The organism is Burkholderia sp. Bp9004 (genome assembly GCF_003858025.1).
Taxonomy (GTDB): Bacteria; Pseudomonadota; Gammaproteobacteria; order Burkholderiales; family Burkholderiaceae; genus Burkholderia; species Burkholderia diffusa.
In genome coordinates this window covers 16,447-41,981 of record NZ_QTQD01000026.1, presented here as the reverse complement: position 1 = coordinate 41,981, position 25,535 = coordinate 16,447, and the positions used below count along the sequence as shown (strand labels likewise).

The following is a 25,535-nucleotide window of genomic DNA, read 5'->3' as shown; positions in this document are numbered from 1 at the left end:
CATTGCACAGAACGGCGCCCGCCTCCGCGCTTCGGCATCGCAATCGATGCCCGAGCGTCGACACCTCCCGTCGTTGATCCGCGTAATGCGCAGCGACGATAACGATCTGCGAATCCGTTATTGGAATGCGCGCAGCGTGCTTCCTATACTGGCATCCCGATGCAAACGGCCCCGCCCTTCGAGGAACACCGCATGACTTCGTCGCACGCAGATACCGATCTTTCCACCGGCACCGACTACGATGCACTCGCGAGCCGCTTTCGCCCCCTCTTCGAGCGCATCGCCGCCGGCACCGCCGAGCGCGAACGCCGCCGCGAACTGCCGCACGAAGCGATCGGCTGGCTCAAGGCCGCCGGCTTCGGCGCGATACGGCTGCCGGTGCGCGACGGCGGTGCCGGCGCATCGCTGCCGCAGCTGTTCCGGCTGCTGACCGAACTCGCCGCCGCCGATTCCAATCTGCCGCAGGCGTTGCGCGGGCACTTCGCGTTCGTCGAGGACTGGCTGAACGCGCCGCCCGGGCCGCTGCGCACGACGTGGTTCGACCGCTTCGCGAGCGGCCAGCTCGTCGGCAACGCATGGTCGGAAGCCGGCGACGTCCCGCTTGGCCAGACGATCACCAAGGTGTCGGAGCAGAACGGCCGGTTCGTGCTGAACGGCCGCAAGTTCTACAGCACCGGCAGTTTGTTCGCGGACTGGATCGACGTATTCGCGCAGCGCGCGCACGACGGCAGCGACGTGATCGTCGCGGTCGCCACCGCGCAGCCCGGCGTGATCCGCGACGACGACTGGGACGGCTTCGGCCAGACGACGACCGGCAGCGGCACGACACGCTTCGAGAATGCGGCGGTCGACGCCGACAACGTGATCGATTTCGCACGCCGCTTCAAATACCAGACCGCGTTCTACCAGCTGTTCCATGTTGCCACGCTGGCCGGCATCGGCCATGCGATCGTGCGCGACGCGGGCGAACTCGTGCGCAACCGCTCGCGCGTATACAGCCACGGCAACGCAGCACGCGCCGGCGACGATGCGCAACTTCAGCAGGTGATCGGCGAAATCGCGTCGTGGGCCTATGCGGCCGATGCGCTTGCGCTGCGCGCCGCACAGCCGCTGCAGCAGGCGTACGTCGCACGCTTCGGTGGCGACGATGAGGCTGAACGTGCCTCGAACGTCGCGGCCGAAATCGAATCCGCGCAAAGCCAGCTCGTCGTGTCGGAACTCGTGCTGCGCGCGGCGACACGCCTGTTCGACGCGCTCGGCGCCTCCGCGACGCGCAGTACGACCGCGCTCGATCGTCACTGGCGCAACGCGCGCACGGTGTCGTCGCACAATCCGCTCGTCTACAAGGCGCGGATCGTCGGCGACTGGGTCATCAACGGACGCACGCCGCCGTTCGTCTGGCGCGTCGGCAATGGTGCAAGTGCAGGCGCCGGCACGGAATCGGGAGCCGCACGATGAGCAAGACCATTCGCTTCAACGCGTTCGAGATGAATTGCGTCGGCCATCAGTCGCCCGGCCTGTGGGCGCATCCCCGCGATCGTTCGTGGCAGTACAAGGATCTCGACTACTGGACCGATCTCGCGCGCGTGCTCGAGCGCGGGATCTTCGACGCGATCTTCATCGCGGACGTGATCGGCTATTACGACGTCTACCAGGGCAGCAACTACCACGCGCTGCATCAGGCCGCGCAGATTCCGGTCAACGATCCGCTGCAGCTCGCCGCGCCGATCGCGATGGCGACCGAGCATCTCGGCATCGGCATCACCGCGTCGACGACGTTCGAGCATCCGTACACGTTCGCGCGCCGGCTGTCGACCGCCGACCATCACACGAAGGGCCGGCTCGCGTGGAATATCGTCACGTCGTATCTGGAAAGCGGCGCGAAGAACGTCGGCGACAACGGGCTGCGCACGCACGACGACCGCTATGCGGTCGCGGCCGAATACGTGGAGGTGCTGTACAAGCTGTTCGAAGGCAGCTGGGAAGACGGCGCGGTCGTGCGCGATCGCGACGGCCGCGTGTTCACGCATCCGGAGAAGGTGCACGAGATTGGCCACAAGGGGCGCTTCTTCGACGTGCCCGGTTATCACCTGTGCGAACCGTCGCCGCAGCGCACGCCGGTGCTGTTCCAGGCCGGCGCGTCCGGCCCCGGCAAGGCGTTCGCCGCTCGACACGCCGAATGCGTGTTCGTCGCCGCGCCGACGCGCCCTCGACTCGCGCGCTATGTCGCCGACGTGCGTGCGCAAGCCGCGGCCGCGGGTCGCGACCCGCACGACGTGCTGATCTACAACCTCGTCACCGTGATCGTCGACGAGACCGACGAGAAGGCACAGGCGAAATTCGACGAGTACCGCCGCTATGTCTCGTACGACGGCTCGCTCGTGTTCATGTCCGGCTGGACCGGCATCGATTTCGGCCAGTACGCGCCGACCGATCCCGTCCGGCGCGTCGAGACGAATGCGATCGTGTCGGCCGTCGAGCATCTGGCCGGCGGCGATACCGCATGGACGATCGAGGAACTGGCGGCCTGGGGCGGAATCGGCGGGATGGGGCCCGTATTCGTCGGTTCCGCGCGGACCGTCGCCGACATCCTGCAGGAATGGGTCGCCGCGACCGACGTCGACGGCTTCAATCTCGCGTATGCCGTTGCGCACGAAACCTTCGAGGACATCGTGCGCTACCTGGTGCCGGAGTTGCAGCGGCGCGGTGTCTATCCGACCGAATACGCGCCGGGCACGCTGCGCGAGAAGCTGTTCGGCGGGTCGGCGCGGCTGCCGGACGCGCATCCGGCCGCGCGGTTTCGCGACATCGAACAGGTCAAGCGCGATGCGCAACAGGTGGCCGACTACGCGTGACGGCTGCGCGGCCGGACCGCATTCCCGACGGACGACCGCGTAATCGCCGCACCGGTCGCCCGGCGCACTGCCGCCGCTCGCGCCGCGCCTGTCAGGTCAAAGCCACGTCCCGCCTTGCCGCTCGCTCGGCTCGTCGGCGAGTGCGTCGAAATCGTGAATCCAGTCCAGGTGATGCAGCACGCTGTCGCGCTCGCCGAGCCGCGCATTGCGCGCCTGCGCGGCCGGCCCGTCGGGCAGATGCAGCACGTCGGCCGCGGAAATCGACGCGTACTGCACCTTGCGCGTGCGGCCGCGCCGCAGCCGCTCGTAAGCCTCCTGCGCCTCGCGCCAGTTGCCCGGCCCCGCCTTCGCCAGTTGCGCGGCCAGCACCATCGCGTCCTCGATCGACTGATTCGCGCCCTGCCCGTGATGCGGCACCAGCGCATGCGCGGCATCGCCGATCAGCGTCACGCGCCCGCGGCTCCAGCGGCCGAGCGGCGGCCGGTGGAACAGCCCCCAGCGCTGGCTGATCGGCACCGCGGTGATCATCTGCACCACCGCCGGATGCCAGTCCCCGAACAGGCGCAGTTGCTCGCCCTCCTCCGCCGGCATGACCCAGTCGCGCGACGGCCACGGCGACGGATGACGCTCGACCAGCAGGAAGTTCTGGTCGCCGTTGTCGCCGATCGGATAGTGCAGCAGATGACCGTGCGGCCCGACCCAGAACTGAATGGTCTCGGGATCGGGCAGCAGGTCCATCCGCTCGGCCGGCACCACGCCGCGAAAACCCGAGCAACCCGAATACAGCACGTCGTCGTAGCCGAGCATCCAGCGCCGCGTGATCGAACGCGCGCCGTCCGCACCGATCACGAGATCGGCGTCGACGCGTTCGCCGTTGGCGAAGGTCAGCGTGACGCGTTCCGGATGCTGCGCGAGATCGACGAGCCGATGGCCGAGATGAATCTGCTCGACCCCGACCGCCTTCGACAGAATCGCCTGCAGGTCCGCGCGGTGCACGCCCCAGTACGAGCCGCCGAACTGCCGTCGATAGTCGGGCTCCCCGCGATGATGGCCGATCACCGCGCCGCTGCGTCCGTCGCGATAGACGAGGCCCGGGATCTCCGCGCACACCGCGTCGAAAGCCGGGCGCAATCCCATCCGTTCATAGAAACGCGTCGCGTTGGCCGACAGCGCGACGGCCGCCCCCACCTCGCGCAGCACGTCGGTCTGCTCGTACAGCTGCGCGTCGATGCCCTGTTCGCGCAATGCAAGCGCCAGCGTCAGGCCGCCGATGCCGGCACCGACGATCGCGATCCTCAGTTTCGTCTGCATGATGAACGTGTCTCCGATATTCAAGTAATGCGTGGTCGAGGCGCGCGGCGCGCGTGACCTGCCCGGCGCGCCTGTCGAATGCTTGCGCCGTGTCGGTATTTTCAGCAGCGTCTCGTCATCCCACAATAAAATGCCGGGAATCCGCTTCATCACTGAACGGAATGACCGGAGGCCACGCCGAACCATGGAACTGAGCGAGATCGACCTCAATCTGTTGCTGCTGTTTCAGCGGCTGATGCAGGAACGGCGCGTGTCGAGCGTCGCCGAGCAGATGAACATGAGCCAGCCGGGCGTCAGCAACGCGCTCGCGAAGCTGCGCCGCCGGCTCGGCGATCCGCTGTTCGTGCGCGGCCCGGGCGGCGTGGTCCCGACGCCGTTCGCGCTGCGCCTGGCCGAACCGGTTGCGCACGCGCTGTCGACGCTGCATGCCGCGCTCAACCCCGAGACCGGGTTCGATCCGCTGCGCGCGTCGCGTACGATGACGATCGGGATGACCGATATCGGCGAAGTCGTGTTTCTGCCCGCGCTGCTCGAACACCTGTCGCGCGCAGCGCCGGGCATCGCGCTCAATACGGTGCGCAACACGAGCGTCAACCTCCGCGACGAGATGGCCGACGGCCGCGTCGATCTCGCGATCGGGCTGTTGCCGCAACTTCAGGGCGGGTTCTATCAGCGCCGGCTGTTCGATCAGCGCTACGTGTGCCTGTTCCGGCGCGGGCATCCGCTCGAAGACGCGCCGCTGACCGTCGACGCGTGGCGCGACGCCGAGCATCTGGTCGTGGTGTCGGCAGGCACCGGTCACGGGCAGGTGGACGAATGGCTGAAGCGGCGCCGCGTGAAACGCCGCGTGCGGCTGACGGTGCCGCATTTCATGAGCGTCGGCTACATCCTGCAGCGCACCGACCTGATCGCGACCGTGCCGGAACATCTTGCACTGCAGCTCGCGGCGCCGTTTTCGCTGGGCTGGCGCGCGTTGCCGGTCACGCTGCCAGGCGCGCCGATTCACATGCTGTGGCATGCGCGCGTGAATCAGGACGAAGGCAACCGCTGGTTGCGGGAGGTCGTGGTCAGCCTGTTCGCGGAAACCGGAACGCGCGCACGGAAGGCCCCGCCGGCGCGCAGGAAATAGTCGCGCGCGTCGCGAAATTCGGCGTGCGCGGTAGCATGTCGCTTCGACCGGCGCGCGGCGAGTGCATCGCGCGGCCGCCGCCGCTTTCCTCACCCAACCCGCAGGGAATCAAGCCATGTCTGTCTCGAAGAAGATCGCCGTCGTCACGGGCGCCGGATCCGGCATCGGTCGCGCGGCGGCAATCGCACTCGCGAACGCCGGATATACCGTCGCGCTGATCGGACGCAAGGAAGCATCGCTGCGTGAGACGAAAGAGGCGATCGTCGCCGCCCACGGCGACGCACACGCATTTCCGGCCGACGTCACCGACGAAGCATCGGTCGAACACGCGTTCGCGCAGATCGCGCGGCAGTTCGGGCGGCTGGACGTCCTCTTCAACAATGCCGGCCGCAACGCGCCGGCCGTTCCGCTCGACGAATACGCGTTCGACGTATGGAACGACGTCGTCGCGACGAACCTGACGGGCGTCTTTCTGTGCGCGCGGGCCGCGTGGCGCGTGATGAAGGCGCAAACGCCGCAGGGTGGCCGGATCATCAACAACGGCTCGATCTCCGCCTATACGCCGCGCCCGAACACGATCGCGTATACGGCCACCAAGCACGCGGTGGCCGGCATCACCAAGTCGCTCGCGCTCGACGGCCGCGCGTACAACATCGCGTGCGGTCAGATCGACATCGGCAACGCGGCGACGTCGCTGACGGATCGCATGACGGAAGGCGTGCTGCAGGCCGATGGACGCATGGCGCCCGAGGCGCGGATGGACGTCACGCACGTCGCGAACGCGGTCGTGCAGATGGCGAATCTTCCGCTGGATACGAACATCCTGAACATGACGATCATGGCGACCACGATGCCGTTCGTGGGGCGCGGGTAACGCGGCGCCCCGCGCGTTTCAGCGATCGTGATAGATCGCGAGCCAGACGCTCGGCTCGTCGGGATGCGTCCACGCGACGCGATGCCGGCAATGCGGTTCGATCAGCACGTAGTCGCCGGGGCGCATGTCGTGCAGCGTCGCGTCCGCTTCGAACTCGAGCACCGCGGCGCCCGACAGCAGCACCACCCATTCGGCGCGCGAATCGTCATACCAGAACCCGTCGGGGCTCGTATGCCCCAGTGACACGATCCGCTCGACGTTCAGGCGCGCGCCGGCGACGAGCACATCGACCCGCTCGTCGTTGCCGCGCGTTGCTTCGACATTGAACAGGTTGCCGGTTTGAAGTTGCATGGTTCGACCTCGGGTCGGCCTTCGGCGGAAGGCGGATGACGCCAACTGTAGCGCGAAGGCCGGCGTTGCGGCGAACTTGTTTTGCGGATCCCGGCAAGGCCCGCCTTCACGCCGCCGCCTCGGCGTCGATATCGCGCGCCGTCGGTTCATGGCGCACGATCAACAGGAACACGATCGGCGTGGCCGCGCTGACTGCGACGACCCAGAACATGTCCGTGCCGAGACGGGCCTGCAGGATCGGCAGCACGAACAGCGCGAGCGCCTGACCGATTCCGCACAGCGAGCGCCCGAAGCCGACCCCCGTGCCGCGGATCGCCGCCGGATAGGACAGCGTGGGATAGATCATCATCTGCGCACCCGGCCCGAAGCCCTCGGCGAACAGCCAGGTGCCGAGCATCAGCAGCACGAGGCCGACCGCGAGTGCGCCATGCGGATGCCCCGCCAGCGCGAGCGCGACGAGTGCGACGAACTGCAGCGCGAAACCCGCAATCGCGACGTGGCGCGACGGATATCGATACGCAAGGCGCATGCCGAGCAAGCCGCCGGTAAACGCGAACAGCACGTTCAGCGCAAGCGACGCCGCGATCGTCTCGAACACGCCCGCGCCGAGAAACTGCGACAGGATCGACGGCAGGAAGAACGCGATCGCCGTGTATTCAAACGGAATGCACAGGTTCATCACGCTGGCGACGATCGTTCGCCCGAGATACGGACGCTGGAACAGCACGCGAATCCGCACGGGCGGCTGGCTCGGCGCACGCGGCACATCGTCCGCTTCATGGGCGTGAATGCCGTACGACTCGCGAAGAATGCGCGCGGCATTGGCCAGATCGCCCTGGTTCGCGGCCCACAACGGCGATTCGTTCATGAAGCGATTCCGGACCAGGATGATGACGAGCGCGGGCACCGCGCCGAAGATCAGCGACGCGCGCCACAGCCATCCCGCATGCTCGGCCGGCAGGAGGAAATACATGCCGAAGATCAGCAGGAAACACACCGACGACGCGACGTACCACATCGGGCACCATGCGGCGAGCCGCGACGCCTTGTTGCCGCGGCCGCTGAACTTCGAGAATTCCGCGAGAAACGCCATCGCGACGGGCAGGTCGATGCCGACCCCGAGCCCCATCACGAAGCGCGCGCCGATCAGCACCCAGACGTTCGGCGCGAGCCCGGCCGCGATCGCCGCGATCACGAAGAACAGCATGTCGGCCATGAACACCTGGTAGCGGCCGATCTTGTCGGTCAGCCATCCGCCGATCAGGCTGCCGAAGATCGTGCCGATCATGATCGCCGAGCCGACCAGCCCGGTCAGCGCGGGCGTCAGGCCGAATTCGCGCGAGACGTCGTCGATGCCGTAAGACAGCGTCGTCAGATCGTACGCATCGAGAAACACGCCGCCGAGCGCGAGCAGCACGATCATCCGTGCATGGCCGACGGAGCTGTCCGTCGAATTGATCAGGCGCGCCACATCGCTCGCCGAGCGAATGGGCGCGGAAACCGGCGTGACAGCGTTCAGGTCGATCGAACTCATCGCATTCCCTTGTTCGCCGCATGGGCGGCGAAGTCTACGTGGAGACAGGAACCCGACACGTGCACACGCGGTCACCATCACAGGACAAGTGGATGCTGGAGCGCCGGCACACATGCATTCGGGTTCCGGAAGCGATGATTCTGTTCTCGCGATCCGGCATTCCCAACCGATATAAATCGATAAATTATTCGGTGTACGTCATAACGTCTTGCAGCCGCATGTCGTGACTCGCGTCACGCCGGCGGCTGAAAGGCGGCAACCTTGTTCCGGCCGGTCGCCTTCGCGTAGTACAACGCCTCGTCGGCTGCCTTGATCACGGCATCGGCCTCGGCATCGTGCTCGGGCGTCCAGCTCGCCAGGCCGATACTGGCCGTGACATGCCCGTATTCGCTGCCGGCGTGCTCGAGCGGCAGCTCGTCGATCGCCGCGCGAATCCGCTCGGCAATCTGGGCGGCGCCCGGCTCGGACGTATCGGGGAGCAGCACGACGAATTCCTCTCCGCCATAGCGGGCCGCGGTATCGGCCGGGCGTCGGATGTTCTCGCCGATGCAGCGCGCGACCGCGGCCAGCGCGTCGTCGCCCGCCTGATGGCCGTAGGTATCGTTATAGGCCTTGAAGCGATCGACATCGACGAACAGCAACGAGAAAACCGATCGTGCGCGCCGCGCGCGACGCCATTCGCGATCCAGCACTTCCGCGAAGCTGCGGCGATTGTTCAGGCCGGTGAGACCATCGGTGCGGGCGAGCAGCACGAGTTCCGACTCGGCGCGCATCCGGTGCCGGAGCTGCGTGCCGAGCATGAAGGACACCGCGATGAACGCGGCGCCGAACGTCGCCACCAGCGCGCCGATCGTCACGGCGCGGTGCCGCCATGCCGCATAGATATCCTGCTCCGCTTCCGCGACCATGACGATCAGCGGCAGCTTCGGCAGGTGCCTGAAGTAGTAGAGGCGACGCACGCCGTCGAGCGACGCGGTTTCGGAGAACACACCCTCACGCGCGGCCTGGAACCGCTTGAACGTCGCGGCCTGGCTGATGTCGCGACCGATGGTGTGGACGTCGTACGGCTGACGCATCACCATCACGCCGTCGTTGCCGATCAGCGAGATCGATCCATGTTGTCCGAGCGACAGGCCGGCAAACAGCTGATGGAAATACTCGAGGTTGACCGCGATGAGCACGATGCCGGCAAACGAGCCGTCGGGGTTCGAGATCCGCCGCGTGAGCCCGATGCTGAGCGAGCCGCCGCGCAGGCGGGACGGGAACGGGTCGCTGACATAGAGTCCTGCATCCGGATTGTCGCGGTGGACGGTGAAGTACTTGCGATCGGCGAAATTGCCGCGGCGCGGCACGTCGCTGGCGGAATCGAGGACGATGTTGCCGCCGGCGTCGAGCACCAGCATCGAACCGAGAAACTGTGCCGTCATCGCGTTATCGAACAGCACCGCGCGCCGCAAGGTCGCCGGTGCAGCCATCACGTCGTGACGTTGAAGCCCGGCGATGACCGCCTGCAGCGACAGGTCGTAGAGTTCGAAATTGCGTTCGATGTCGCGCTCGGCGATCAGGCCCAGATTGCGGGAAGTTTCGCTCGCCCGCTCGAGGGCGTCGTTGCGGCTCTGGAACAACTGCAGCACGCACAGACCCATGAGCGCGCAGGCAATCACGACACCGATCACGACGATCGTCTGGGGCGCCGCCGACCTGAATTGCATGTGTCTCCTCGATGATCACGCTCGTGCGCGGCGCACGACGCGATTACGTCATACTAAATAACGCGCGGTGGCTTATCAAGCGGGGATGCACAGGTCACGGCGCGGCAGTGGCTGCCATGCCGGGTTATTGCCCAACCGGCCCTCACATGTCCGGGTCCGGAATCCTAGCCGACTGGATCACGACCAGCGTATCGCCCGCCTCGATCCGGCACGGCGGATCCTCGTAGAACGAATGGATCTTCCCGCAGCGATCGAGCCCGACGACGATCGCGCCCGGCACGACGTTCGTCATGCAGCCGATCTCGTGCGGCAATGCCTCGCGCTCCAGCAGCGTCGCCCGCCCGCGCGTCGACAGCATGTCGTTCACGAACGGCACGATATAGCGGCTGTGCACCGCGTCCGCGAGCAGCAGCGCGCCGATCTTCGTCGACGACACGATCACGTCCGCGCCCGCCTGCCGCAGTTGCCGCTGATACAGGTTCTCCTGGATCCGCACGACGATCTTCGTCTCCGGCGCGATGCTGCGCACCGACAGCGTCAGCAGGATCGCGGTCGGGTCGTCGGTCACCGAGATGATCACGGCCTTCGCCGCGCGCACCTGCGCCTGCTGCAGCAGATCCTCGTGCGCGGGATCGCCAAGCAGCCCGGTCACGCCGAGCGACGTCGCGGCCTCGAGCGCCTGCTGCTGCGCGTCGATCACGATGATCGTCGACGGATCGACGCCGCTTTCGAGCAACTCGCGCACGGCGATCGACCCCGACAGGCCGTAGCCACATACGACGATGTGATCGGACAGTTGCTTCTGCAGGCGTTTCATGCGGAATTCCTCGATGACGCGCTGGATCACGAACTGATATGCCGTGCCCAGGAAGATGAACCAGATGCCGATGCGGATCGGCACGATGAAGAACGCATCGATCAGACGCGCGCGCGCGGTGACCGGCACGATGTCGCCGTAGCCAACCGTCGCGACCGTGACCATCGTGAAGTACACGAGGTCCGCGACGTTCATCGGCGTGCTCTTGGTCGAATCGCGCAGGCCGTCGCGATCGAGATACAGCACGAGAAACGCGAGCACGCACAGCACCACGACCGCGCCGAGACGGAACAGCAGCGTGCGCCGCGGCGACGTCGCCGGACGCGTGAACAGCGTGCGCGCACGCGGCGCCCGCCATGGGTCGCGGGCACGACGCAGGCGCGAGCGCAACGGGCGGCGCTTGTCGGAGGGCGTTGCCAACGGGGAATCTCCTGAAGATTGCGGGCTCGATTCTACGACGGGAACACGCGAGCACGTCCGCTACAGCATGCTGCGCGGCCGGACCATCGTCCCGTCGGCGAAACGCCGTGCACGGAACGCCGACAGGTCGAGCGACGGCTCGCCCGTATCGACCCATTCGGCCAGCAGCCGTCCGACGATCGGCCCCATCGCGAAGCCGTGCCCGCAGAAGCCGGTCGCGATCGCGAGCCCGGACGGCGTGCCAGGCGCGTCGATCACCGGAATTCCGTCGGGCACCACGTCGATCAGGCCGGCCCAGGCCTCGACGATCTGCGCGTCCTTCAGCGCGGGAAAGATCGCCTTCAGCTTCGCGAGCGAGCGCGGCGCATGCGCGCGATTCGGCTGCGGCTGCGGATCGCGCGGCTCGATCGCGCCGCCGCCACCGCCGATGCGCGCGCGGACATCCCGCCACGCCGCCGCATTCAGATGCAGCCGGAACTTCTCGCGCTGCGACCAGAACTCCGGCCAGAACAGGCTCAAGCCGCGCAGGTGGCCGAGCGTCAGGTCGACGTCGACCTGCATGTCGTCGGCGAGATTGATCGCACCGTTCCTGCGTTGCCGAATGCCGAGGCCGTGCCCCCAGATCGTCGACGCGGACACGTCGGGCAGCACGTTGGTGCGCATGCAGGTGCCGCGCACGGCCTGCTGCGGCAGCCGGATGCCGACACCGTCGAGCAGCCGGAAGCTGGTCGCGCCGGCCGCGCAGATCACGCGTCGCGTGCGGATCGTGCCGCGCTCGGTCACGACGCCGACGACCGCGCCGCCGGCGGTCTCGATCGCCGTCACGCCGCAGCCTTCGAAGAAACGCGCGCCGGCTTCGGTCGCGCGCGCCGCGAACGCGGCGGCCACACGGCGCGGCTCGGCCTGCCCGTCGGTCGCCGTATACAACCCGCCGAGCGTGCGCGCTTGCGCCGACAGGCCGGTCACGCGCGCGTCGATTTCCGCGCGTGTCAGCGTGCGCGTGTCGAGCCCGTGTTCGCGTGCGACCGCGAGCCACGCCTGGAACGATGCCCAGTCGTCTTCGTTGTCCGCCATATAGAGGCAACCGCCCTGCCGCCATTCGAGATCGAAGCCGAGCGCCTGCTCGAGCCCTTCCCAGATCCGCATGCCGGCCATCATCAGCGGCACTTCGGCGGACTCGCGGCCCTGCTGCCGCACGAAGCCCCAAGCGCGCGTCGATTGCTGGCCGGCGATGCGCGACTTGTCGAGCACGACGGCCTTCAGGCCGCGCAGGCCGAGGTAATAGGCGGCCGCGCAGCCCATGATGCCGGCGCCGGCGATCACGATGTCGGCTTCGGCCGGAAACGCCGTGTCGGCGTGCGTCAATGTGTCATGCAGCGGATAGGTTGTCGTCATTGTTCTCTGTTGGCGTTGATACGTCCGGCGCATCCATCGACGTTCGCGATGGCATGCACCGGATCATGCGGTCGGGTTCCGGACGGGGCTGGCGAACGTGCGGGACGCGCGATGAACGGACCGGCCGCAGCCCCGCTGCCGGTCGTTTTCCGCTCATCGGCCGTCCCCATTTTTTCGCCTTGACGGCGCTATGTTACCGCGCGATAAACTGTACATCCATACAGTATCGCTGCAGTAAAAATGATCCTCCCCCCATTCGATCCCCCGAAGCTGAACGACCTCACCGAATGGTGGACGAAGTGCACCTACGCAGACGTACAGCGCCTGATACTCGAAGTGCAGCACCTCCGCCTGACGCTGTGGGAACTGAAAGCGCACGTCGCGGATGCTTCGCGCCGGATCCGCGTGCTGGATCCGGCCATGCTCGCGCATGGCTCCGCGCTGCGGCGGCTCGGCTACCTGCTCGACAAGGAGATCGAACGCGCGAATCCGATCGGCCGCACGCGCGACGTGTATGCGCCGTTTTCGGATGAGTGGCGCGCCCGCGAAGCGCTGCGCTGTGCATTGCGTGCGCGGCCCGAGCCCGCGGAAGCCGGCACGCTCCCGCACGCGATTCCGGAATTTCAGCGCGTCACCTGGGCAGAGCTTCGCGATCGCTGGCGTCACCTGAGCGACAAGCAATCGAGCCGGCAGAACATCGAGCAACGCATGGTGCTCGAGATCGCGCGCCAGCGATCCGTGATCCTCGCGCGCGCGAGGAAACTCGTCGATGCCGCGATAGCCGAAGCGGCGGCGGAAGGCACGCAGCTGTTCGCGCTCGATCAACTCAAGCGGTTGCTGTCGGTCGAGCGCGAGGACGGCGAACCGTTCACGTACATGCCGGCGTAGGTCGATCGCATTCGGCCGCCGTCGATCGATGGCCGCGATGGCACGCGCGTCGATCCATCGGTTCGCACTTCTCAAGAGATGGACACTGGAGGATCGCCGTGTAACCGGCGATCCTGCGGCGCTTCGCCAATGCCATCCACGCCGGGCATTCGGAACGTCCGCCGTGTTTTTCGCGTTGAATGAGCGTGCCCGTCCTGCGCGGCCGAACGACGCGCTACGCGTAGCGGCTCAGCCATTCTTCGGAGAACTTCTTCGCATAGGCGACGGCATCCGCTTCGGTATCGAATTCGCCCAGCTTGCGGAATGCCGCCTCGCGGCTGAAACCCAGCTTCGTGACCTCGACCTGGGCGGCGTACTTGCCGTCCTCCGTCACGCGCGGTTCGCAGTTCATCTCGTACCCGCGCATCACAAATTTCTTCTGCATCGCTTCAACACTATTTTTAGACCGCGAAATCGTAGCACGGGCCCCTGCCGCATTCACGCCCGCTCCCGAAACGGGGCAGCATCGGTTTTTTTAGAGTAAACCGTCAAACAATCCGCGTATAAGACGCGACTCCGTCGAGCCCGGCGCACGACGTCCTGTAAAAATTTGTCGCCGTCAGAGTGACATGATGCCGCGGTTCCCGGTCATGAATTCGCCCTACTCTGGTGCAATTCTTCGGCAGCGCGGCGCAATTACGTGCGGCCAGACTAGGAATCCTGTCCAGGCCCCTCGCGATCCGTGCCTGAAGGTTGCGAGCGGGGCAGCGGCGCGCGACACACGCCGCCGGATCGTGCGTAACGTCGTGACACACCTTTCACAGAAACGCACCTTTTGCGACATTGAATGACAGTCGTTTTGCGGTAAAGTTATCTTTTCCGCGCGTGGCCGGTCGGCTCGCCCCTGGACGTCGTCAAGACTGTCCGCCGAGACTGCCGCAAGGCGTCGTTCTGAACGTCACGATCCGTTCCCGTAGCATGACCACTGAAGCAATCACCACGGATTCCCTCGCGGTTGCCGAGCGCGTGCGCGAGCTAATGACTCGCAACGGCATCGGCAAGCGCCAGCAAACCACCGAGCTGTGCCGCATCCTCGACCTGAGCTTTTCGCAGGGTCACCGCAAACTGCGCGGCAGCAGCCCATGGACGCTCGCGCAGATCAAGAAAGTCGCCGAAGCGTACGGCGAGCCCGCCGCTCAACTGTTCGGCGCGCAGACGCTCGACCCCGGCATGGTCGGCGCCTATTCGCAGGAAGCCGTCCTGTACGCCGGTGTCGCCGAAATTCCGTGTACCGCCTGGATCGGCGCGCCGCTCGAAGCCGGCGCGCGCCCCGAGTTCGTCGCGTACGAACAGAACGGCCGCTGGCGCGTGCTGCGCCACACGGGCGTGCTGTACCAGAACGCGTACGACGTGCACAAGATCGAGATCTATCCGCGCCGCGCGGAGAGCGACAAGCTCGTCGTCGCGGTGATCGATCCCGATCGCGTCAGCGCGACCGAGCTGTGTCGCTATCTCGAGCGGCAGGGTTTCGCGACGGCCGCATTCGACGGGCTCGCGCCGTTCGTCGACGCGCTGCAGGGCCAGGCGTTCGACGCGGTCGTCACCGAATGGCTGTTCGACGACGGCACGGCCGCCACCGCGATCAAGGCAGTGCGCACGTCAGACAATCCGGGCGCGCCCATCTTCGTGCTGACGGGCGACCTGCTCACGGGCCGCGCGAGCGAAGCGGACATCAGCGAAGTGATCCGCGCATTCGACGTCGTCTGCTACGAAAAGCCCGCACGCATGGCGATCCTCAGCGCCGATCTCGCGAAGCGGCTCGCACGCGGGTAATTCCCGCACGCACGCCCCCTCTTTCGCATGGCCGGCGCCCGCGCGGCGCGGCGGCCGTGAACCGGTTCCTCAGTACAATAGCCGGACCCTGTTCACGACCGGCCTGCGCCGCCCGACTTCATGGCCCGCCTCATTCCCGACGACTGGAAAAACCTCGCCGCCACCGGTGCGGCCGAACGCGAGCGCGAGACGCTTGCCGCCCTCGAACACGCGCTGCCGGACAGCTACACCGTCTATCACGGCGTGCACTGGACGCGTGCCGACCAGGGCTTCTCGGTGTTCGGCGAAGCGGCGTTCGTCGTCGTGAGCCCGGCCGGCCGCGTGCTGCTGATCGAGCAGAAGGCCGGCTTCCTGCGCGAAACGCCGAAGGGGCTCGTGAAGGTCTACCTGCAGAAGGAGCGCAACGTCCCGATCCAGCTCGCGCGCACGCAGGAGACGCTGCACCGGCGGCTGACCGCCGCGCTCGGCGCGGGCGTCTACGGCGTCGAGGCGCTGCTGTACTGCCCCGACTACGCGATCCGCGAAACGGCGATCGCAGGCGTCGCGGCCGACCGCATCGTCGACGCGTCGCGCAAGGCGCAGCTCGCGCAGGTGATCCTGCAGATCCTGCCCGAGCACGACGAACCGTTGCCGAACGCAGCGAAGCTGCATCATTTCCTCGCGGACGAGCTGGCGCTCACGCCCGACACGAGCGCGCTCGTCGGGCAGGCCGGCACGCTCGTCACGCGGCTGTCTGGCGGGCTTGCCGCGTGGGCGCGCCAGCTCGAGTTCACGCCGTTCCGCTTGCGCGTGACGGGCACCGCCGGCTCGGGCAAGACGCAGCTCGCGGTGCAGGCGATGCGCGATGCGGTCGCGGCCGGCAATCGCGTGCTTTACGTATGCTTCAACCGGCCGCTCGCCGACTACATCGCGCGCATCGCGCCGCCCGGCGCGAAGATCGCGAACTACCATCAGCTGTGCGACTGGGTGGCCCGCGACGGCGGCTATACGCCCGACTTCGACGCGCCCGGCGCGTTCGAGCGGCTCGAGGCGCACTTCGCGGAAGCGCCGGTTCCGGAACGCTGGCGCTTCGATGTGCTGATCGTCGACGAAGGTCAGGATTTCCACGCGCCGTGGGCGGCCGCACTGGAGCGCCTGCTGGCACCGGACGGCGCATGGTGGTGGCTGGAAGATCCGCTGCAGAACCTTTATCTGCGCGAGCCCGTCGCGCTGCCTGGCTGGGTCACGCTGAAGGCGCTGACGAACTACCGCAGCCCGCGCGACCTGCTCGAATTCGTGCGCGACGTCGTCGGCCGCGTCGAGCCGCTCGCGGCCGAACTGCGCTCGGGCAGCCCGTTCGACGGTTCCGATCCGTCGGTGTCGTCATACGGGGAAGACGGCGCGGGCGACGCGCTCGCCGACGCGTGCATCGACGCGACCAAGCGCGCGATCACGCACGCGCTGTCGCTCGGCTTCCGCAAGCAGGACATCGCGGTGCTGTCGTATCGCGGCCGCGAAAGCTCGGTGCTCGCGCGGCTCGACCAGCTCGGCCCGCATCGGGTCAAGCGCTTCACGGGCAAGTACGACCTGTTCGGCAACCCTGAATATCGCGAAGGCGACGTGCTGCTCGATTCGATCTATCGCTTCAAGGGGCAATCCGCACCGTGCGTGATCCTCACCGAGATCGACTTCGACACGCTCGATGCGCGCGCGGCCCGCAAGCTGTTCGTCGGCGCGACGCGCGCGACGATGAAGCTGCTGCTCGTCGCGTCGGCGCGCTCGGCCGCGCAACTCACGGGCGGCTGACACGGCGGGCAGCGGGTGCGCGCGGGACCGACCGCCCCGCCCGCCGCCGCACGTCACGCGACGCGAAACGCCCCCACCGCCCGGCGCAGCCCGTCGGCCTGCTCCTCGAGCGAAGCGGCGGCTGCCGCCGCCTGCTCGACCAGCGCCGCGTTCTGCTGCGACACCTGGTCCATCTGCGACACCGCGCGATTCACCTGCTCGATCCCGTCGCGCTGCTCGTTCGACGCGGCCGCGATCTCGGTCATGATGCCCGTCACGCGGCCGATCGCCTGCTGGATGTCCTGCATCGTCGCGCCGGCCACGCCGACCAGCCGCGACCCCGTCGCGACACGCTCGACCGACTCGCCGATCAGCGTGCGGATCTCCTTCGCGGCCGACGCCGAGCGCTGCGCAAGCGTGCGCACTTCGCCCGCGACCACGGCGAAGCCGCGGCCCTGCTCGCCCGCGCGCGCGGCTTCGACCGCCGCATTCAGCGCAAGGATGTTGGTCTGGAACGCGATGCCCTCGATCGTGCCGATGATGTCGGCCACCTTCTGCGAGCTCTGGTCGATCTCGTTCATCGTGCCGATCACTTCGCCGACGACCGCCGCGCCGCGCGTCGCGATCTCGCTCGCGTTGTCCGCGCACGCCTGCGCCTCGACCGCGTGATCGGCGTTCTGCTTCACGGTCGCCGTCAGCTGCTCCATGCTCGCGGCCGTCTCCTGCAGCGCGGACGCCTGCTCCTCCGTGCGCTGCGACAGGTCGGTGTTGCCGGCCGCGATCTGGTGCGTCGCGGTCGAGATCGCTTCGGAGCCCTGGCTGACCTGGCGCACCGTATCGGCGAGGCTGCGCTGCATGCCCGTCACGCCCTTGACCAGCTCGGCCATCTCGTCGCGCGACGACCAGCGCACTTCCGACGTCAGGTCGCCGTCCGACAGGCGGCGGAAATGCGACAGCAGACGGTTCACCGGTTGCGTGATCGCGAAATGCAGGCCGATCGCGCAGCCGAGGCACGCGGCGAGACCGAACGCAATGCCGGCGATCGCGCCCGCGCGCATCCAGCCGTAATAGGTCTGCGCGGTGTCGTAGACGTCCTTGCCGCGCGCGGCCTGGTACGCGTCAAGCGCATCGGTCGCCTGCGTGAGCGCGACCGACAGCGGCGGCGCGACCGTCATCAGCAGCCGGTCGGCATCGTCGCGATGTCCCGCGCGGATCGCGTCGATCAACGGCTTCAACGCCTGTCCGATCAGCGCCTGGCGCGCGGCGTCGAGCCGCGTCGCGAGCGGGCCTTCGTCGCCGTCGTGCGGCATCGTCGCGTAGGTGCGCCACGCGGCGTCGGCCTTCGCGAGATAGTTCTCGGCCTTGTTGACGAGATCGGGCACTTCCGGCGCCTCAGGATGCAGTAGCGCGCGGTCGAGCGTGGTGCGCACGATCGTCAGGTTCAGGCTCGCGGTGGACAACGCGGTCTTCGCGGCCAGCTGGCGCGTATAGGCCTCGTCGAGCGCACGGTTCGAGCTCTGCATGCCGGTCAGGCCGATCAGGCCCGAAACAACGAGCAGCGCGGCGACGAGGCCGAGCGTGGAAAAAATCCGCGTACGGATCGAGAAGCGGGAAAACAGGGCGTTCAGGTTCATGACGGGACGTGAGCGGTAAAGAGTGCCGCGGCAATCGGTCCGCGGCACTCTGGATTACGGTTAGCCTGCAAAAAACTTGAGCCCCGCCCGCTGCCGGGCTGATCGCGATCAATTTTCCGGCTCGCAATCTTCTGTTACCGATGCAACAAATCCAGGTACGGCAGAAATTGACCAGGCAATGAATTGACTCTATATTTCGACCAATTCCCTGCCATGGCAGATATCTCGATGAGAACCGATACCCTCCTTGCCCCACCGGCCGCCGAAGCGGCCCGTCGCGACGCGCCGACCGGGCTGATCGTCGCCGCGCTGCTGCTCGTCATGCTGCTGTCCGCACTCGACCAGACGATCGTATCGACCGCGCTGCCGACCATCGTCGGCGAGCTCGGCGGCCTCGACCAGTTGTCGTGGGTGGTCACGGCGTATTTGCTGTCGTCGACGGTCGTACTGCCGCTGTACGGCAAGCTCGGCGACCTGTACGGCCGCAAGATCGTGCTGCAGGCGGCGATCGTGCTGTTTCTCGCCGGTTCCGCGCTGTGCGGCATGGCGCAGGACATGACGCAGCTGATCGTGCTGCGCGCGCTGCAAGGGCTCGGCGGCGGCGGGCTGATGGTCGTCACGATGGCCGCGATCGGCGACCTCGTGCCGCCCGACCGCCGGGCGCGCTATCAGGGGATGTTCGGCGGCGTGTACGGCCTCGCGACGATCGTCGGGCCGCTGCTCGGCGGCTTCCTGGTCGAACATCTGTCGTGGCGCTGGATCTTCACGATCAACCTGCCGCTCGGTTTCGTCGCGCTCGCGGTGATCGGCGTCGCGTTCCGGCCGCACACCGCGCACGTGAAGCACCGGATCGACTATATGGGCGCCGCGTTCCTCGCAACGGCCCTTACCTGCGTGATCCTGTTCACGAGCGAAGGCGGTTCGCTACTGCCGTGGTCGTCGGCGCAGCTGTGGATGACGCTGGTGCTCGGCGTGGTCGCGATCGGCGGCTTCATCTACGAGGAACGGCTTGCGGCCGAGCCGATCATGCCGCTCGAACTATTCCGCCAGCGCACCTTCGTGCTGATGAGCCTGATCGGCTTCGTCGTCGGCATCGCGCTGTTCGGTTCGGTCACGTTCATTCCGCTCTATCTGCAGGTGGTGAAGGGCTCGACGCCGTCGCAGGCCGGGATGCAGCTGCTGCCGATGATGGGCGGGATGCTCGCGATGTCGGTCGCGAGCGGCCGGCTGATCTCGCGGCTCGGCACGTATCGGCCGTTTCCGATCGCGGGGACGCTGATCGGCGGCATCGCGATGGCGCTGCTGTCGACGCTGACGCTCGACACGCCGCTGCACACGATGTACGCCTACATGGCGCTGCTCGGGATCGGGCTCGGCATGGTGATGCCGGTGCTCACGCTCGCCGTGCAGAACACGGTCGAGTTCCGGCACATGGGCGTCGCGACGTCGGGCGCGACGCTGTTCCGCTCGATCGGCGGCTCGCTCGGCGTCGCCGCGTTCGGCGCGCTGTTCTCGCACGGGCTGCAGTCGCGAATCACGCGGGCGCTGCCGGCCGGCACGGAGCTGCCTCCCGCGCTCGGTCCGGCGGTCGTGCACCAGTTGCCGGATGCGGTGCGCGAGGCGTACCTGCATGCGTTCGCCGGGTCGCTGCACGTGGTGTATCTCTCGGCCGCGGGCGTGATCGCGATCGCTTTCGTGCTCGCGTGGTTCGTCGAAAGCGCGCCGCTGCGCAAGCATCACTGATCGGCGGGCACGCAGCGGCACCGTGGCTCCGCCGCCTGTCTGCAGAGCGGCGCAGCGAGGCGACCGTTCACGACGAACGGCCCGCCGTCACGGCACCAGCACCACCCCGCCCGTCGTCTGTCGCGATTCCAGCAAACGATGCGCGTCGGCCGCCTGGTCGAGCGGCAGCCGCGCGCCGATCTCCACGTGCATCCCGCCCGAGAGCCGTTCGAGCGTCGCGCGCGCCGCCTCCCGATACCCCGCCACGTCACGCGCGATGAAGCCCAGCACGCTCGGCCGCGCCAGCGCGATCGAGCGGGCCGGGCCCAGTTCATCGAGGTCGATCGTCTGCCGGGCGCCGATCGCGGCAACCTGCCCGATGCTCGCGACCATCCCGAACGGCCGGACCGCGCCGAGCGTGCGCGTCAGCACGTCGCCGCCGATCCCGTCGATCGCATAGTCGACGCCCGCGCCGCCGCCGAACGCACGCGCCGCCGCGACGAAATCCTCCTCGCGGTAGTCGACCACCACTTCCGCCCCTCGCGTGCGCACCAGTGCCGCCTTCGCGGCCGAGCCGACCGTGCCGATCACCCGCGCGCCGAGCGCGCGCGCCCACTGCGTCGCCAGCAACCCGACGCCGCCGGCCGCCGCGTGCACGAGGACGGTGTCGCCGGCCCCCACGTGGCGCACGCGGTGCAGCAGCATGTAGACGGTAATGCCCTTCAGCAGCCCGGCCGCGACCGCGTCGTCGCTCACGCCGTCGGGCACGGGCACCACGCGCTCGGCAGGCAGCGTGCGCAGGCTCGCGTAGCTGCCGGTCGGCAGCCCCGCATACGCGACGCGCTGGCCCGGTACCAGCCCCGTCACGCCGGGCCCGACCGCGTCGACCACGCCGGCCGCCTCGACACCCAGCGCGTCCGGCAGTGCCGGCAACGGATGCGCGCCGGTCCTGAAATAGATGTCGACGAAATTCACGCCGACGGCAGTCTGGCGAATCCGCACCTCGCCGGCGCCGGGCGGCGCGACGGGCGCATCGACGCGTCGCAGCACACCGGCATCGCCGTAGCGGTCGATCCCGATCCGGGTGGCAGTGGCAGTCTGGGTCATGACGTTCCTCACAATCGAATGATGTGACACGATCATCTCATCGTGCATAATCGCTCGGAATTCCCGTTTCACGCCCATCTACCGTGCAAAATTCGACCGATCCGACGCCGGCGTCCGCGCCGCCGATGAGCTGGGACGACCTCCGCTATTTCCTGGCGGTGATGCGCGGCGGCAGCCTGTCGGCCGCCGCGCGAACGCTGCAGGTCCAGCACTCGACGGTCGCCCGGCGCATCGATGCGCTGGAGTCCGCGCTCGGCATCCGGCTGTTCGACCGGCTGCCACGCGGCTGGCCGCCGACCGACGAAGGCCTGCACCTCGCCGAGCATGCCGCGCGCGTCGAAGCCGACGTGCATGCGTTCGCGCGCGCCGCGCAGGGGGCGGCGGCGCTCGACGGTGTCGTGCGCGTGTCGGCGTCGCCGGTATTCGCGAGCCACTTCCTCGCGCCGCGGCTCGCCCGCGCGCAGCGCGCATGGCCCGCGCTGCGGATCGACCTGATGGGCGAGATGCACGCGGCCAACCTCTACGCGCGCGAAGCCGACCTCGCGGTGCGCCTGTCGCGGCCGAGCGAGCCGGGGCTGGCCACGCGCCGGCTCGGCACGATGCGCTTCGCGCTGTGCGCGTCGCCCGACTGGGCCGCCGCGCCGCCCAACACCTGGGCATTCCTCGGCTACGACGACGCACTCGCACAAATGCCGCAGCAGCAATGGCTCGAACGCTTCGCGGCCGGGCGCCGCTTCGCGTTCATCGCCAACGATCTGGCCGCGCTCCATCGTGCGTGCGTGGCCGGCGCAGGAGTCGCATTGCTGCCGCGCTTTCTCGTCGACACGTCGGCGACGGATGCGGACGCGGGCACGCCGGCTTCGGCCGATCCGTCGCTGTCGACTGCCGCCGCGCTCGTCGAGTTGACGTCCGCGCCCCGATGCGATGTCGAGCGCGAGATCTGGCTCGTCGTCCACCCGGACGTGCGGCGCTCGCCGCGCGTGCAGCGCGTCGCGGATGCAATCGCCGACGCGGTTCGCGACGCGGACGGCCATTTGTAGGCGCGGCTTCTCCTGACCGCGCGACGCGACCCATGCCTTTACGGCGCCGCCTCGCGGCCGGCATAGTAACGGTTTCGTCCGCCCGTTCCGCCACCATGTCCGCCGCCCCCGCCTGCGTCGTCCGCGACGCGACCGATACCGATCTCCCCACCATTCACGCGATCTATGCACACCATGTGCGCCACAGCGTCGCGTCGTTCGAGGAGACGCCGCCCGACGTCGACGAACTGCGCGTGCGCCGCGACGCGGTGCTGCGTCACGGGCTGCCCTACCTCGTTGCGGAATGCGACGGCCGCATCGCCGGCTATGCGTACGCGACGCCGTATCGCACGCGCAGCGCGTACCGCCACACGATCGAGGATTCGATCTACATCGACGACGCGCAGCGCGGCCGCGGCATCGGCCGCGCGCTGCTCGCGGAGCTGATCGCGCGGTGCGAGACCGGCCCGTGGCGGCAGATGATCGCGGTGATCGCCGACGGCGGCACCGGCGGCTCGACGTCGCTGCACCGCGCATTCGGCTTCGAGCCGGCGGGCGTGCTGAAGGCGGTCGGTTTCAAGCACGGCCGCTGGATCGATACCGCGCTGATGCAGCGCGCGCTCGGCGACGGCGCACGCACCCTTCCCGCCTCGCCCGAGCCTGGCGCGTCGCGCTAGAATGGCCGCATGCCAAGACAGACTCCAACCATGCCAGACGAGGCCGCACCGGATTCCCGCAACGAGTACACGGTCGACGAACTCGCACGCGTGTCCGACACGACCGTGCGCAACGTCCGCGCATACCAGGATCGCGGACTGCTCGCGCCGCCCGAGAAGCGCGGGCGCGTCGGCATCTACGACGACACGCACGTCGCCCGCCTGAAGCTGATCAACCACCTGCTCGCGCGCGGTTACACGCTGTCGAACATCCAGGACCTGATCATGGCGATCGACGAGGGTCACGACCTGCGTTCGATCCTCGGCCTGGAAAACGCGATCGGCGGCCGCTGGTCGCACGAACTGCCGAAGACCTATTCGCTCGCGCAACTCGCGCAGATGTTCGGCCCGCAAACGGCATCGCAACTGTCACGCGTGACCGAACTCGGTCTGCTCGAACGGCGCGGCCTGTCGTTCGTCGCGAAAAGCCCCGCGCTGCTCGAAGCGGCAGCCGCGATGACCAAGGAAGGCATCCCGCCGCGCGAGCTGCTCGACGTGATCAGCCTCGCGCGGCCGCATTTCGATGCGATTGCGCGGCTGCTCGTCGATCTCGTCGTGAAGCGGCTGGACCGCTACGACGCCGGCACGCTGCCGCCGGTCACCGACGTGCCCGCGCTCGTCGACGCGATCTGGCGCCTGCGCCCGCTTGCGGCCGTGTTCGTCGAAGGCGAGACGAACCGAGCGCTCGAGACGGCGGCAAGCGCCTATCTCGGCGGCCGCGTCGCGACGATCCTCGACAAGAAGCTCAGCGACGAAGCGGCACGACAGGCCGGCACGCCCGATCCACAAGGCGACGGCGACAAAGCATAGGACCGCCGCCGTCATATTCATATCGGCAATGCTTCGTTTGCGGGCCCGACCGCCCATGCGACGATTCTTCCAACCGAGCGGCACGCGCCGCTCCCCGAAGACGTTTCGCATGGAGCCTGTTCGATGATTCGTTTCACCCGCTGGATCACCCGCGCCGCTGCGACGGCGCTCGTCGCCGTCGCAGCCACATCCGCGTTCGCGCAGGGCGGCGCCGACAAGGTCGTGCGCATCGGCTACCAGAAGGCCGGCCTGCTGTCGATCATCAAGGCGCAGGGCTCGCTTGAAGCGCGCCTCAAGCCGCTCGGCTACAACGTCCAGTGGTTCGAATTCCCGGCCGGCCCGCAACTGCTCGAGGCACTGAACGCGAACAGCATCGACTTCGGCTATACCGGCGCGCCGCCGCCGGTGTTTGCGCAAGCGGCCGGTGTGCGCTTCGTGTACGTCGGCGCGGAGCCGCCGTCGCCGCACAACGAAGCTGTGTTCGTGAAGGCCGATTCGCCGATCCGCTCACTCGCCGACCTGCGCGGCAAGAAGGTCGCGCTGCAGAAGGGTTCGAGTGCGAACTACCTGCTGCTCCAGGCGCTGAAGCAAGCAGGTGTGCGCTACGACGAGATCCGCCCCGTGTACCTGCCGCCCGCCGACGCGCGCGCCGCATTCGAGAGCGGCAACGTCGACGCGTGGGCCGTCTGGGATCCGTACTACGCCGCCGCGCAGAGTTCGCTGAAGATTCGCACGCTGTCCGACTACACGGGTCTTACGCCCGCGAACAACTTCTACGAGGCAACGCGTGATTTTGCTGAGCAGCACGCCGACGTGATCGGCGTGCTCCTGAAGCAGGCGCGTGAGACGGGGCTGTGGGTCAACGGCCATCCAGCCGAGACGGCCGCGCTGATCGCGCCGAAGGTCGGGCTGCCGTCGCCGCTCGTGGAAACGTGGATCAAGCGCGTGCCGTTCGGTGCGGTGCCGATCGACGAGAAGATCGTCGCGGTGCAGCAGGGGGTGGCCGATGCGTTCTACGCCGCGAAACTGATTCCGCAGAAGCTGAGCGTCGCGGATAACGCGTGGACCGACAAGCGCGTGGCAACGGCTTCGGTGGCGAAGTAACGGGCGGCGCGCACGCATCTGGAAAAGGCCGACGGGTGCCCTGCCCGTCGGCCTTTATTCGTTCTTCTGGGATTTTCGGGGGGAACGTCGGGCGCACTGTCGTGCGTTCAGCCATCTTCCAGCACTCTTGAACTGCCATTCAAACGTCGATTCCGCTCGGACAATTGATCTTCTGCGCGTGGTCCGGCGAGGCAGCTACGAACGTTCGGCTATCGTGCCGATACTTCGCTGCCGGGCCCGACGCGTACTTCCGGGTTCGGCCAGGAGGAGTCATACGCCGTCTCGCCGAGACGGACCTGCGGGTGACCGCTTTGTCTCATGAATCGACAGGAACTTCCGGATTACCGCTATCGAGACTATGGTTCTCTTGTATTCCTGTCCCGCTTCGGGGCAGTAGGCGATTTGACGGAACCGTGATACGAAGTGCCGCGATAGAGGCGGCTCGCCCGGATGTTCCGTGTTTCGCCCTGTCGCAGGCATCGTACTAGTCGGCGGATTGCGTACCGCGGTCCTGCCGCCGGGTCGCCAGATCGGGCGCAAGCGCTGCCAGGCTTCACCGAC

General features: G+C 67.7%; 21 protein-coding genes. 12 read left to right on the top strand and 9 right to left on the bottom strand.

Going from position 1 to position 25,535, the window contains the following annotated elements:
• Positions 1-192: 192 nt before the first annotated feature.
• Both DIE08_RS25035 and DIE08_RS25030 read left to right on the top strand, forming a co-directional pair.
• A complete protein-coding gene (locus DIE08_RS25035) occupies positions 193-1,458 on the top strand; it encodes an acyl-CoA dehydrogenase family protein (protein ID WP_124904097.1) in 1,266 nt (421 codons plus the stop codon).
• A complete protein-coding gene (locus tag DIE08_RS25030; RefSeq protein WP_124904095.1) occupies positions 1,455-2,855 on the top strand; it encodes an LLM class flavin-dependent oxidoreductase in 1,401 nt (466 codons plus the stop codon). Before DIE08_RS25035 ends, DIE08_RS25030 begins: the two co-directional genes overlap by 4 nt.
• A gap of 96 nt (positions 2,856-2,951) precedes the next feature.
• Here DIE08_RS25030 and DIE08_RS25025 read toward each other — a convergent pair whose 3' ends face one another.
• On the bottom strand, positions 2,952-4,166 hold the full coding sequence (locus DIE08_RS25025) for an FAD-dependent monooxygenase (protein ID WP_059607138.1): 1,215 nt from the start codon (positions 4,164-4,166) through the stop codon (positions 2,952-2,954).
• 184 nt (positions 4,167-4,350) lie between these two features.
• Here DIE08_RS25025 and DIE08_RS25020 point away from each other — a divergent pair, with 184 nt between their 5' ends.
• Together DIE08_RS25020 and DIE08_RS25015 are read left to right on the top strand one after the other, a co-directional pair.
• Entirely contained in the window at positions 4,351-5,295 is a 945-nt protein-coding gene (locus DIE08_RS25020) for a LysR family transcriptional regulator (RefSeq protein WP_124904093.1), read from the top strand.
• A gap of 115 nt (positions 5,296-5,410) precedes the next feature.
• Positions 5,411-6,169 (top strand): SDR family oxidoreductase, encoded by a 759-nt coding sequence (locus tag DIE08_RS25015; RefSeq protein ID WP_059607135.1) that lies wholly within the window; start codon positions 5,411-5,413, stop codon positions 6,167-6,169.
• A gap of 18 nt (positions 6,170-6,187) precedes the next feature.
• On the opposite strand, the gene DIE08_RS25010 is transcribed toward DIE08_RS25015, so the two are convergent.
• From DIE08_RS25010 to DIE08_RS24990, 5 genes are all read right to left on the bottom strand, one after another.
• Positions 6,188-6,520, bottom strand: a complete 333-nt coding sequence (locus DIE08_RS25010) for a cupin domain-containing protein (protein WP_124623124.1) — start codon at positions 6,518-6,520, stop codon at positions 6,188-6,190.
• A 106-nt stretch (positions 6,521-6,626) separates the two neighbouring features.
• Positions 6,627-8,054: an MFS transporter gene (locus tag DIE08_RS25005; RefSeq protein WP_124904091.1), complete on the bottom strand. Its 1,428-nt coding sequence runs from the start codon at positions 8,052-8,054 to the stop codon at positions 6,627-6,629.
• Positions 8,055-8,287: 233 nt separating this feature from the next.
• Positions 8,288-9,766, bottom strand: coding sequence for a sensor domain-containing diguanylate cyclase (locus DIE08_RS25000; protein WP_059607128.1), 1,479 nt, complete (start codon positions 9,764-9,766; stop codon positions 8,288-8,290).
• A gap of 142 nt (positions 9,767-9,908) precedes the next feature.
• A complete protein-coding gene (locus DIE08_RS24995) occupies positions 9,909-11,003 on the bottom strand; it encodes a TrkA family potassium uptake protein (RefSeq protein WP_124904089.1) in 1,095 nt (364 codons plus the stop codon).
• 60 nt (positions 11,004-11,063) lie between these two features.
• Positions 11,064-12,398: an FAD-binding oxidoreductase gene (locus tag DIE08_RS24990; protein WP_124904087.1), complete on the bottom strand. Its 1,335-nt coding sequence runs from the start codon at positions 12,396-12,398 to the stop codon at positions 11,064-11,066.
• Between the two features lie 240 nt (positions 12,399-12,638).
• Here DIE08_RS24990 and DIE08_RS24985 point away from each other — a divergent pair, with 240 nt between their 5' ends.
• Positions 12,639-13,286: a hypothetical protein gene (locus DIE08_RS24985; protein WP_059607122.1), complete on the top strand. Its 648-nt coding sequence runs from the start codon at positions 12,639-12,641 to the stop codon at positions 13,284-13,286.
• A 214-nt stretch (positions 13,287-13,500) separates the two neighbouring features.
• Here DIE08_RS24985 and DIE08_RS24980 read toward each other — a convergent pair whose 3' ends face one another.
• The gene (locus DIE08_RS24980; protein WP_059464641.1) at positions 13,501-13,710 is read right to left on the bottom strand and encodes a hypothetical protein; all 210 of its coding nucleotides are present in this window, start codon (positions 13,708-13,710) and stop codon (positions 13,501-13,503) included.
• 533 nt (positions 13,711-14,243) lie between these two features.
• Between DIE08_RS24980 and DIE08_RS24975 the strand changes: the two genes are divergently transcribed.
• Together DIE08_RS24975 and DIE08_RS24970 are read left to right on the top strand one after the other, a co-directional pair.
• Positions 14,244-15,098, top strand: coding sequence for a helix-turn-helix domain-containing protein (locus DIE08_RS24975; RefSeq protein WP_059607120.1), 855 nt, complete (start codon positions 14,244-14,246; stop codon positions 15,096-15,098).
• A 120-nt stretch (positions 15,099-15,218) separates the two neighbouring features.
• Positions 15,219-16,883 (top strand): ATP-dependent helicase, encoded by a 1,665-nt coding sequence (locus tag DIE08_RS24970; RefSeq protein ID WP_124904085.1) that lies wholly within the window; start codon positions 15,219-15,221, stop codon positions 16,881-16,883.
• A gap of 53 nt (positions 16,884-16,936) precedes the next feature.
• Here the strand turns inward: DIE08_RS24970 and DIE08_RS24965 are convergent, their stop codons facing one another.
• Positions 16,937-18,496, bottom strand: coding sequence for a methyl-accepting chemotaxis protein (locus tag DIE08_RS24965; RefSeq protein ID WP_124904083.1), 1,560 nt, complete (start codon positions 18,494-18,496; stop codon positions 16,937-16,939).
• Between the two features lie 228 nt (positions 18,497-18,724).
• On the opposite strand from DIE08_RS24965, the gene DIE08_RS24960 reads away from it, so the two are divergent.
• The gene (locus tag DIE08_RS24960) at positions 18,725-20,239 is read left to right on the top strand and encodes an MDR family MFS transporter (protein WP_124904081.1); all 1,515 of its coding nucleotides are present in this window, start codon (positions 18,725-18,727) and stop codon (positions 20,237-20,239) included.
• Between the two features lie 87 nt (positions 20,240-20,326).
• Here the strand turns inward: DIE08_RS24960 and DIE08_RS24955 are convergent, their stop codons facing one another.
• Positions 20,327-21,325, bottom strand: coding sequence for a quinone oxidoreductase (locus DIE08_RS24955; protein ID WP_124904079.1), 999 nt, complete (start codon positions 21,323-21,325; stop codon positions 20,327-20,329).
• Between the two features lie 125 nt (positions 21,326-21,450).
• On the opposite strand from DIE08_RS24955, the gene DIE08_RS24950 reads away from it, so the two are divergent.
• The 4 genes from DIE08_RS24950 to DIE08_RS24935 all read left to right on the top strand — a co-directional run bounded on the left by DIE08_RS24950 (position 21,451) and on the right by DIE08_RS24935 (position 24,974).
• The gene (locus DIE08_RS24950) at positions 21,451-22,365 is read left to right on the top strand and encodes a LysR family transcriptional regulator (protein ID WP_124904189.1); all 915 of its coding nucleotides are present in this window, start codon (positions 21,451-21,453) and stop codon (positions 22,363-22,365) included.
• A gap of 95 nt (positions 22,366-22,460) precedes the next feature.
• Positions 22,461-23,021: a GNAT family N-acetyltransferase gene (locus tag DIE08_RS24945; RefSeq protein WP_124904077.1), complete on the top strand. Its 561-nt coding sequence runs from the start codon at positions 22,461-22,463 to the stop codon at positions 23,019-23,021.
• A gap of 9 nt (positions 23,022-23,030) precedes the next feature.
• The gene (locus tag DIE08_RS24940; RefSeq protein ID WP_124623148.1) at positions 23,031-23,870 is read left to right on the top strand and encodes a MerR family transcriptional regulator; all 840 of its coding nucleotides are present in this window, start codon (positions 23,031-23,033) and stop codon (positions 23,868-23,870) included.
• 123 nt (positions 23,871-23,993) lie between these two features.
• Positions 23,994-24,974, top strand: coding sequence for a sulfonate ABC transporter substrate-binding protein (locus DIE08_RS24935; RefSeq protein WP_124904075.1), 981 nt, complete (start codon positions 23,994-23,996; stop codon positions 24,972-24,974).
• Positions 24,975-25,535 lie beyond the last annotated feature (561 nt).

Excerpts from the sequence above, each read along its gene's own strand:
- DIE08_RS25035 (WP_124904097.1), top strand. The coding sequence starts at position 193 with ATGACTTCGTCGCACGCAGATACCGATCTTTCCACCGGCACCGACTAC.
- DIE08_RS25030 (WP_124904095.1), top strand. The coding sequence starts at position 1,455 with ATGAGCAAGACCATTCGCTTCAACGCGTTCGAGATGAATTGCGTCGGC.
- DIE08_RS25025 (WP_059607138.1), bottom strand. The coding sequence starts at position 4,166 with ATGCAGACGAAACTGAGGATCGCGATCGTCGGTGCCGGCATCGGCGGC.
- DIE08_RS25020 (WP_124904093.1), top strand. The coding sequence starts at position 4,351 with ATGGAACTGAGCGAGATCGACCTCAATCTGTTGCTGCTGTTTCAGCGG.
- DIE08_RS25015 (WP_059607135.1), top strand. The coding sequence starts at position 5,411 with ATGTCTGTCTCGAAGAAGATCGCCGTCGTCACGGGCGCCGGATCCGGC.
- DIE08_RS25010 (WP_124623124.1), bottom strand. The coding sequence starts at position 6,520 with ATGCAACTTCAAACCGGCAACCTGTTCAATGTCGAAGCAACGCGCGGC.
- DIE08_RS25005 (WP_124904091.1), bottom strand. The coding sequence starts at position 8,054 with ATGAGTTCGATCGACCTGAACGCTGTCACGCCGGTTTCCGCGCCCATT.
- DIE08_RS25000 (WP_059607128.1), bottom strand. The coding sequence starts at position 9,766 with ATGCAATTCAGGTCGGCGGCGCCCCAGACGATCGTCGTGATCGGTGTC.
- DIE08_RS24990 (WP_124904087.1), bottom strand. The coding sequence starts at position 12,398 with ATGACGACAACCTATCCGCTGCATGACACATTGACGCACGCCGACACG.
- DIE08_RS24985 (WP_059607122.1), top strand. The coding sequence starts at position 12,639 with ATGATCCTCCCCCCATTCGATCCCCCGAAGCTGAACGACCTCACCGAA.
- DIE08_RS24980 (WP_059464641.1), bottom strand. The coding sequence starts at position 13,710 with ATGCAGAAGAAATTTGTGATGCGCGGGTACGAGATGAACTGCGAACCG.
- DIE08_RS24975 (WP_059607120.1), top strand. The coding sequence starts at position 14,244 with ATGACCACTGAAGCAATCACCACGGATTCCCTCGCGGTTGCCGAGCGC.
- DIE08_RS24970 (WP_124904085.1), top strand. The coding sequence starts at position 15,219 with ATGGCCCGCCTCATTCCCGACGACTGGAAAAACCTCGCCGCCACCGGT.
- DIE08_RS24965 (WP_124904083.1), bottom strand. The coding sequence starts at position 18,496 with ATGAACCTGAACGCCCTGTTTTCCCGCTTCTCGATCCGTACGCGGATT.
- DIE08_RS24960 (WP_124904081.1), top strand. The coding sequence starts at position 18,725 with ATGAGAACCGATACCCTCCTTGCCCCACCGGCCGCCGAAGCGGCCCGT.
- DIE08_RS24955 (WP_124904079.1), bottom strand. The coding sequence starts at position 21,325 with ATGACCCAGACTGCCACTGCCACCCGGATCGGGATCGACCGCTACGGC.
- DIE08_RS24950 (WP_124904189.1), top strand. The coding sequence starts at position 21,451 with ATGAGCTGGGACGACCTCCGCTATTTCCTGGCGGTGATGCGCGGCGGC.
- DIE08_RS24945 (WP_124904077.1), top strand. The coding sequence starts at position 22,461 with ATGTCCGCCGCCCCCGCCTGCGTCGTCCGCGACGCGACCGATACCGAT.
- DIE08_RS24940 (WP_124623148.1), top strand. The coding sequence starts at position 23,031 with ATGCCAAGACAGACTCCAACCATGCCAGACGAGGCCGCACCGGATTCC.
- DIE08_RS24935 (WP_124904075.1), top strand. The coding sequence starts at position 23,994 with ATGATTCGTTTCACCCGCTGGATCACCCGCGCCGCTGCGACGGCGCTC.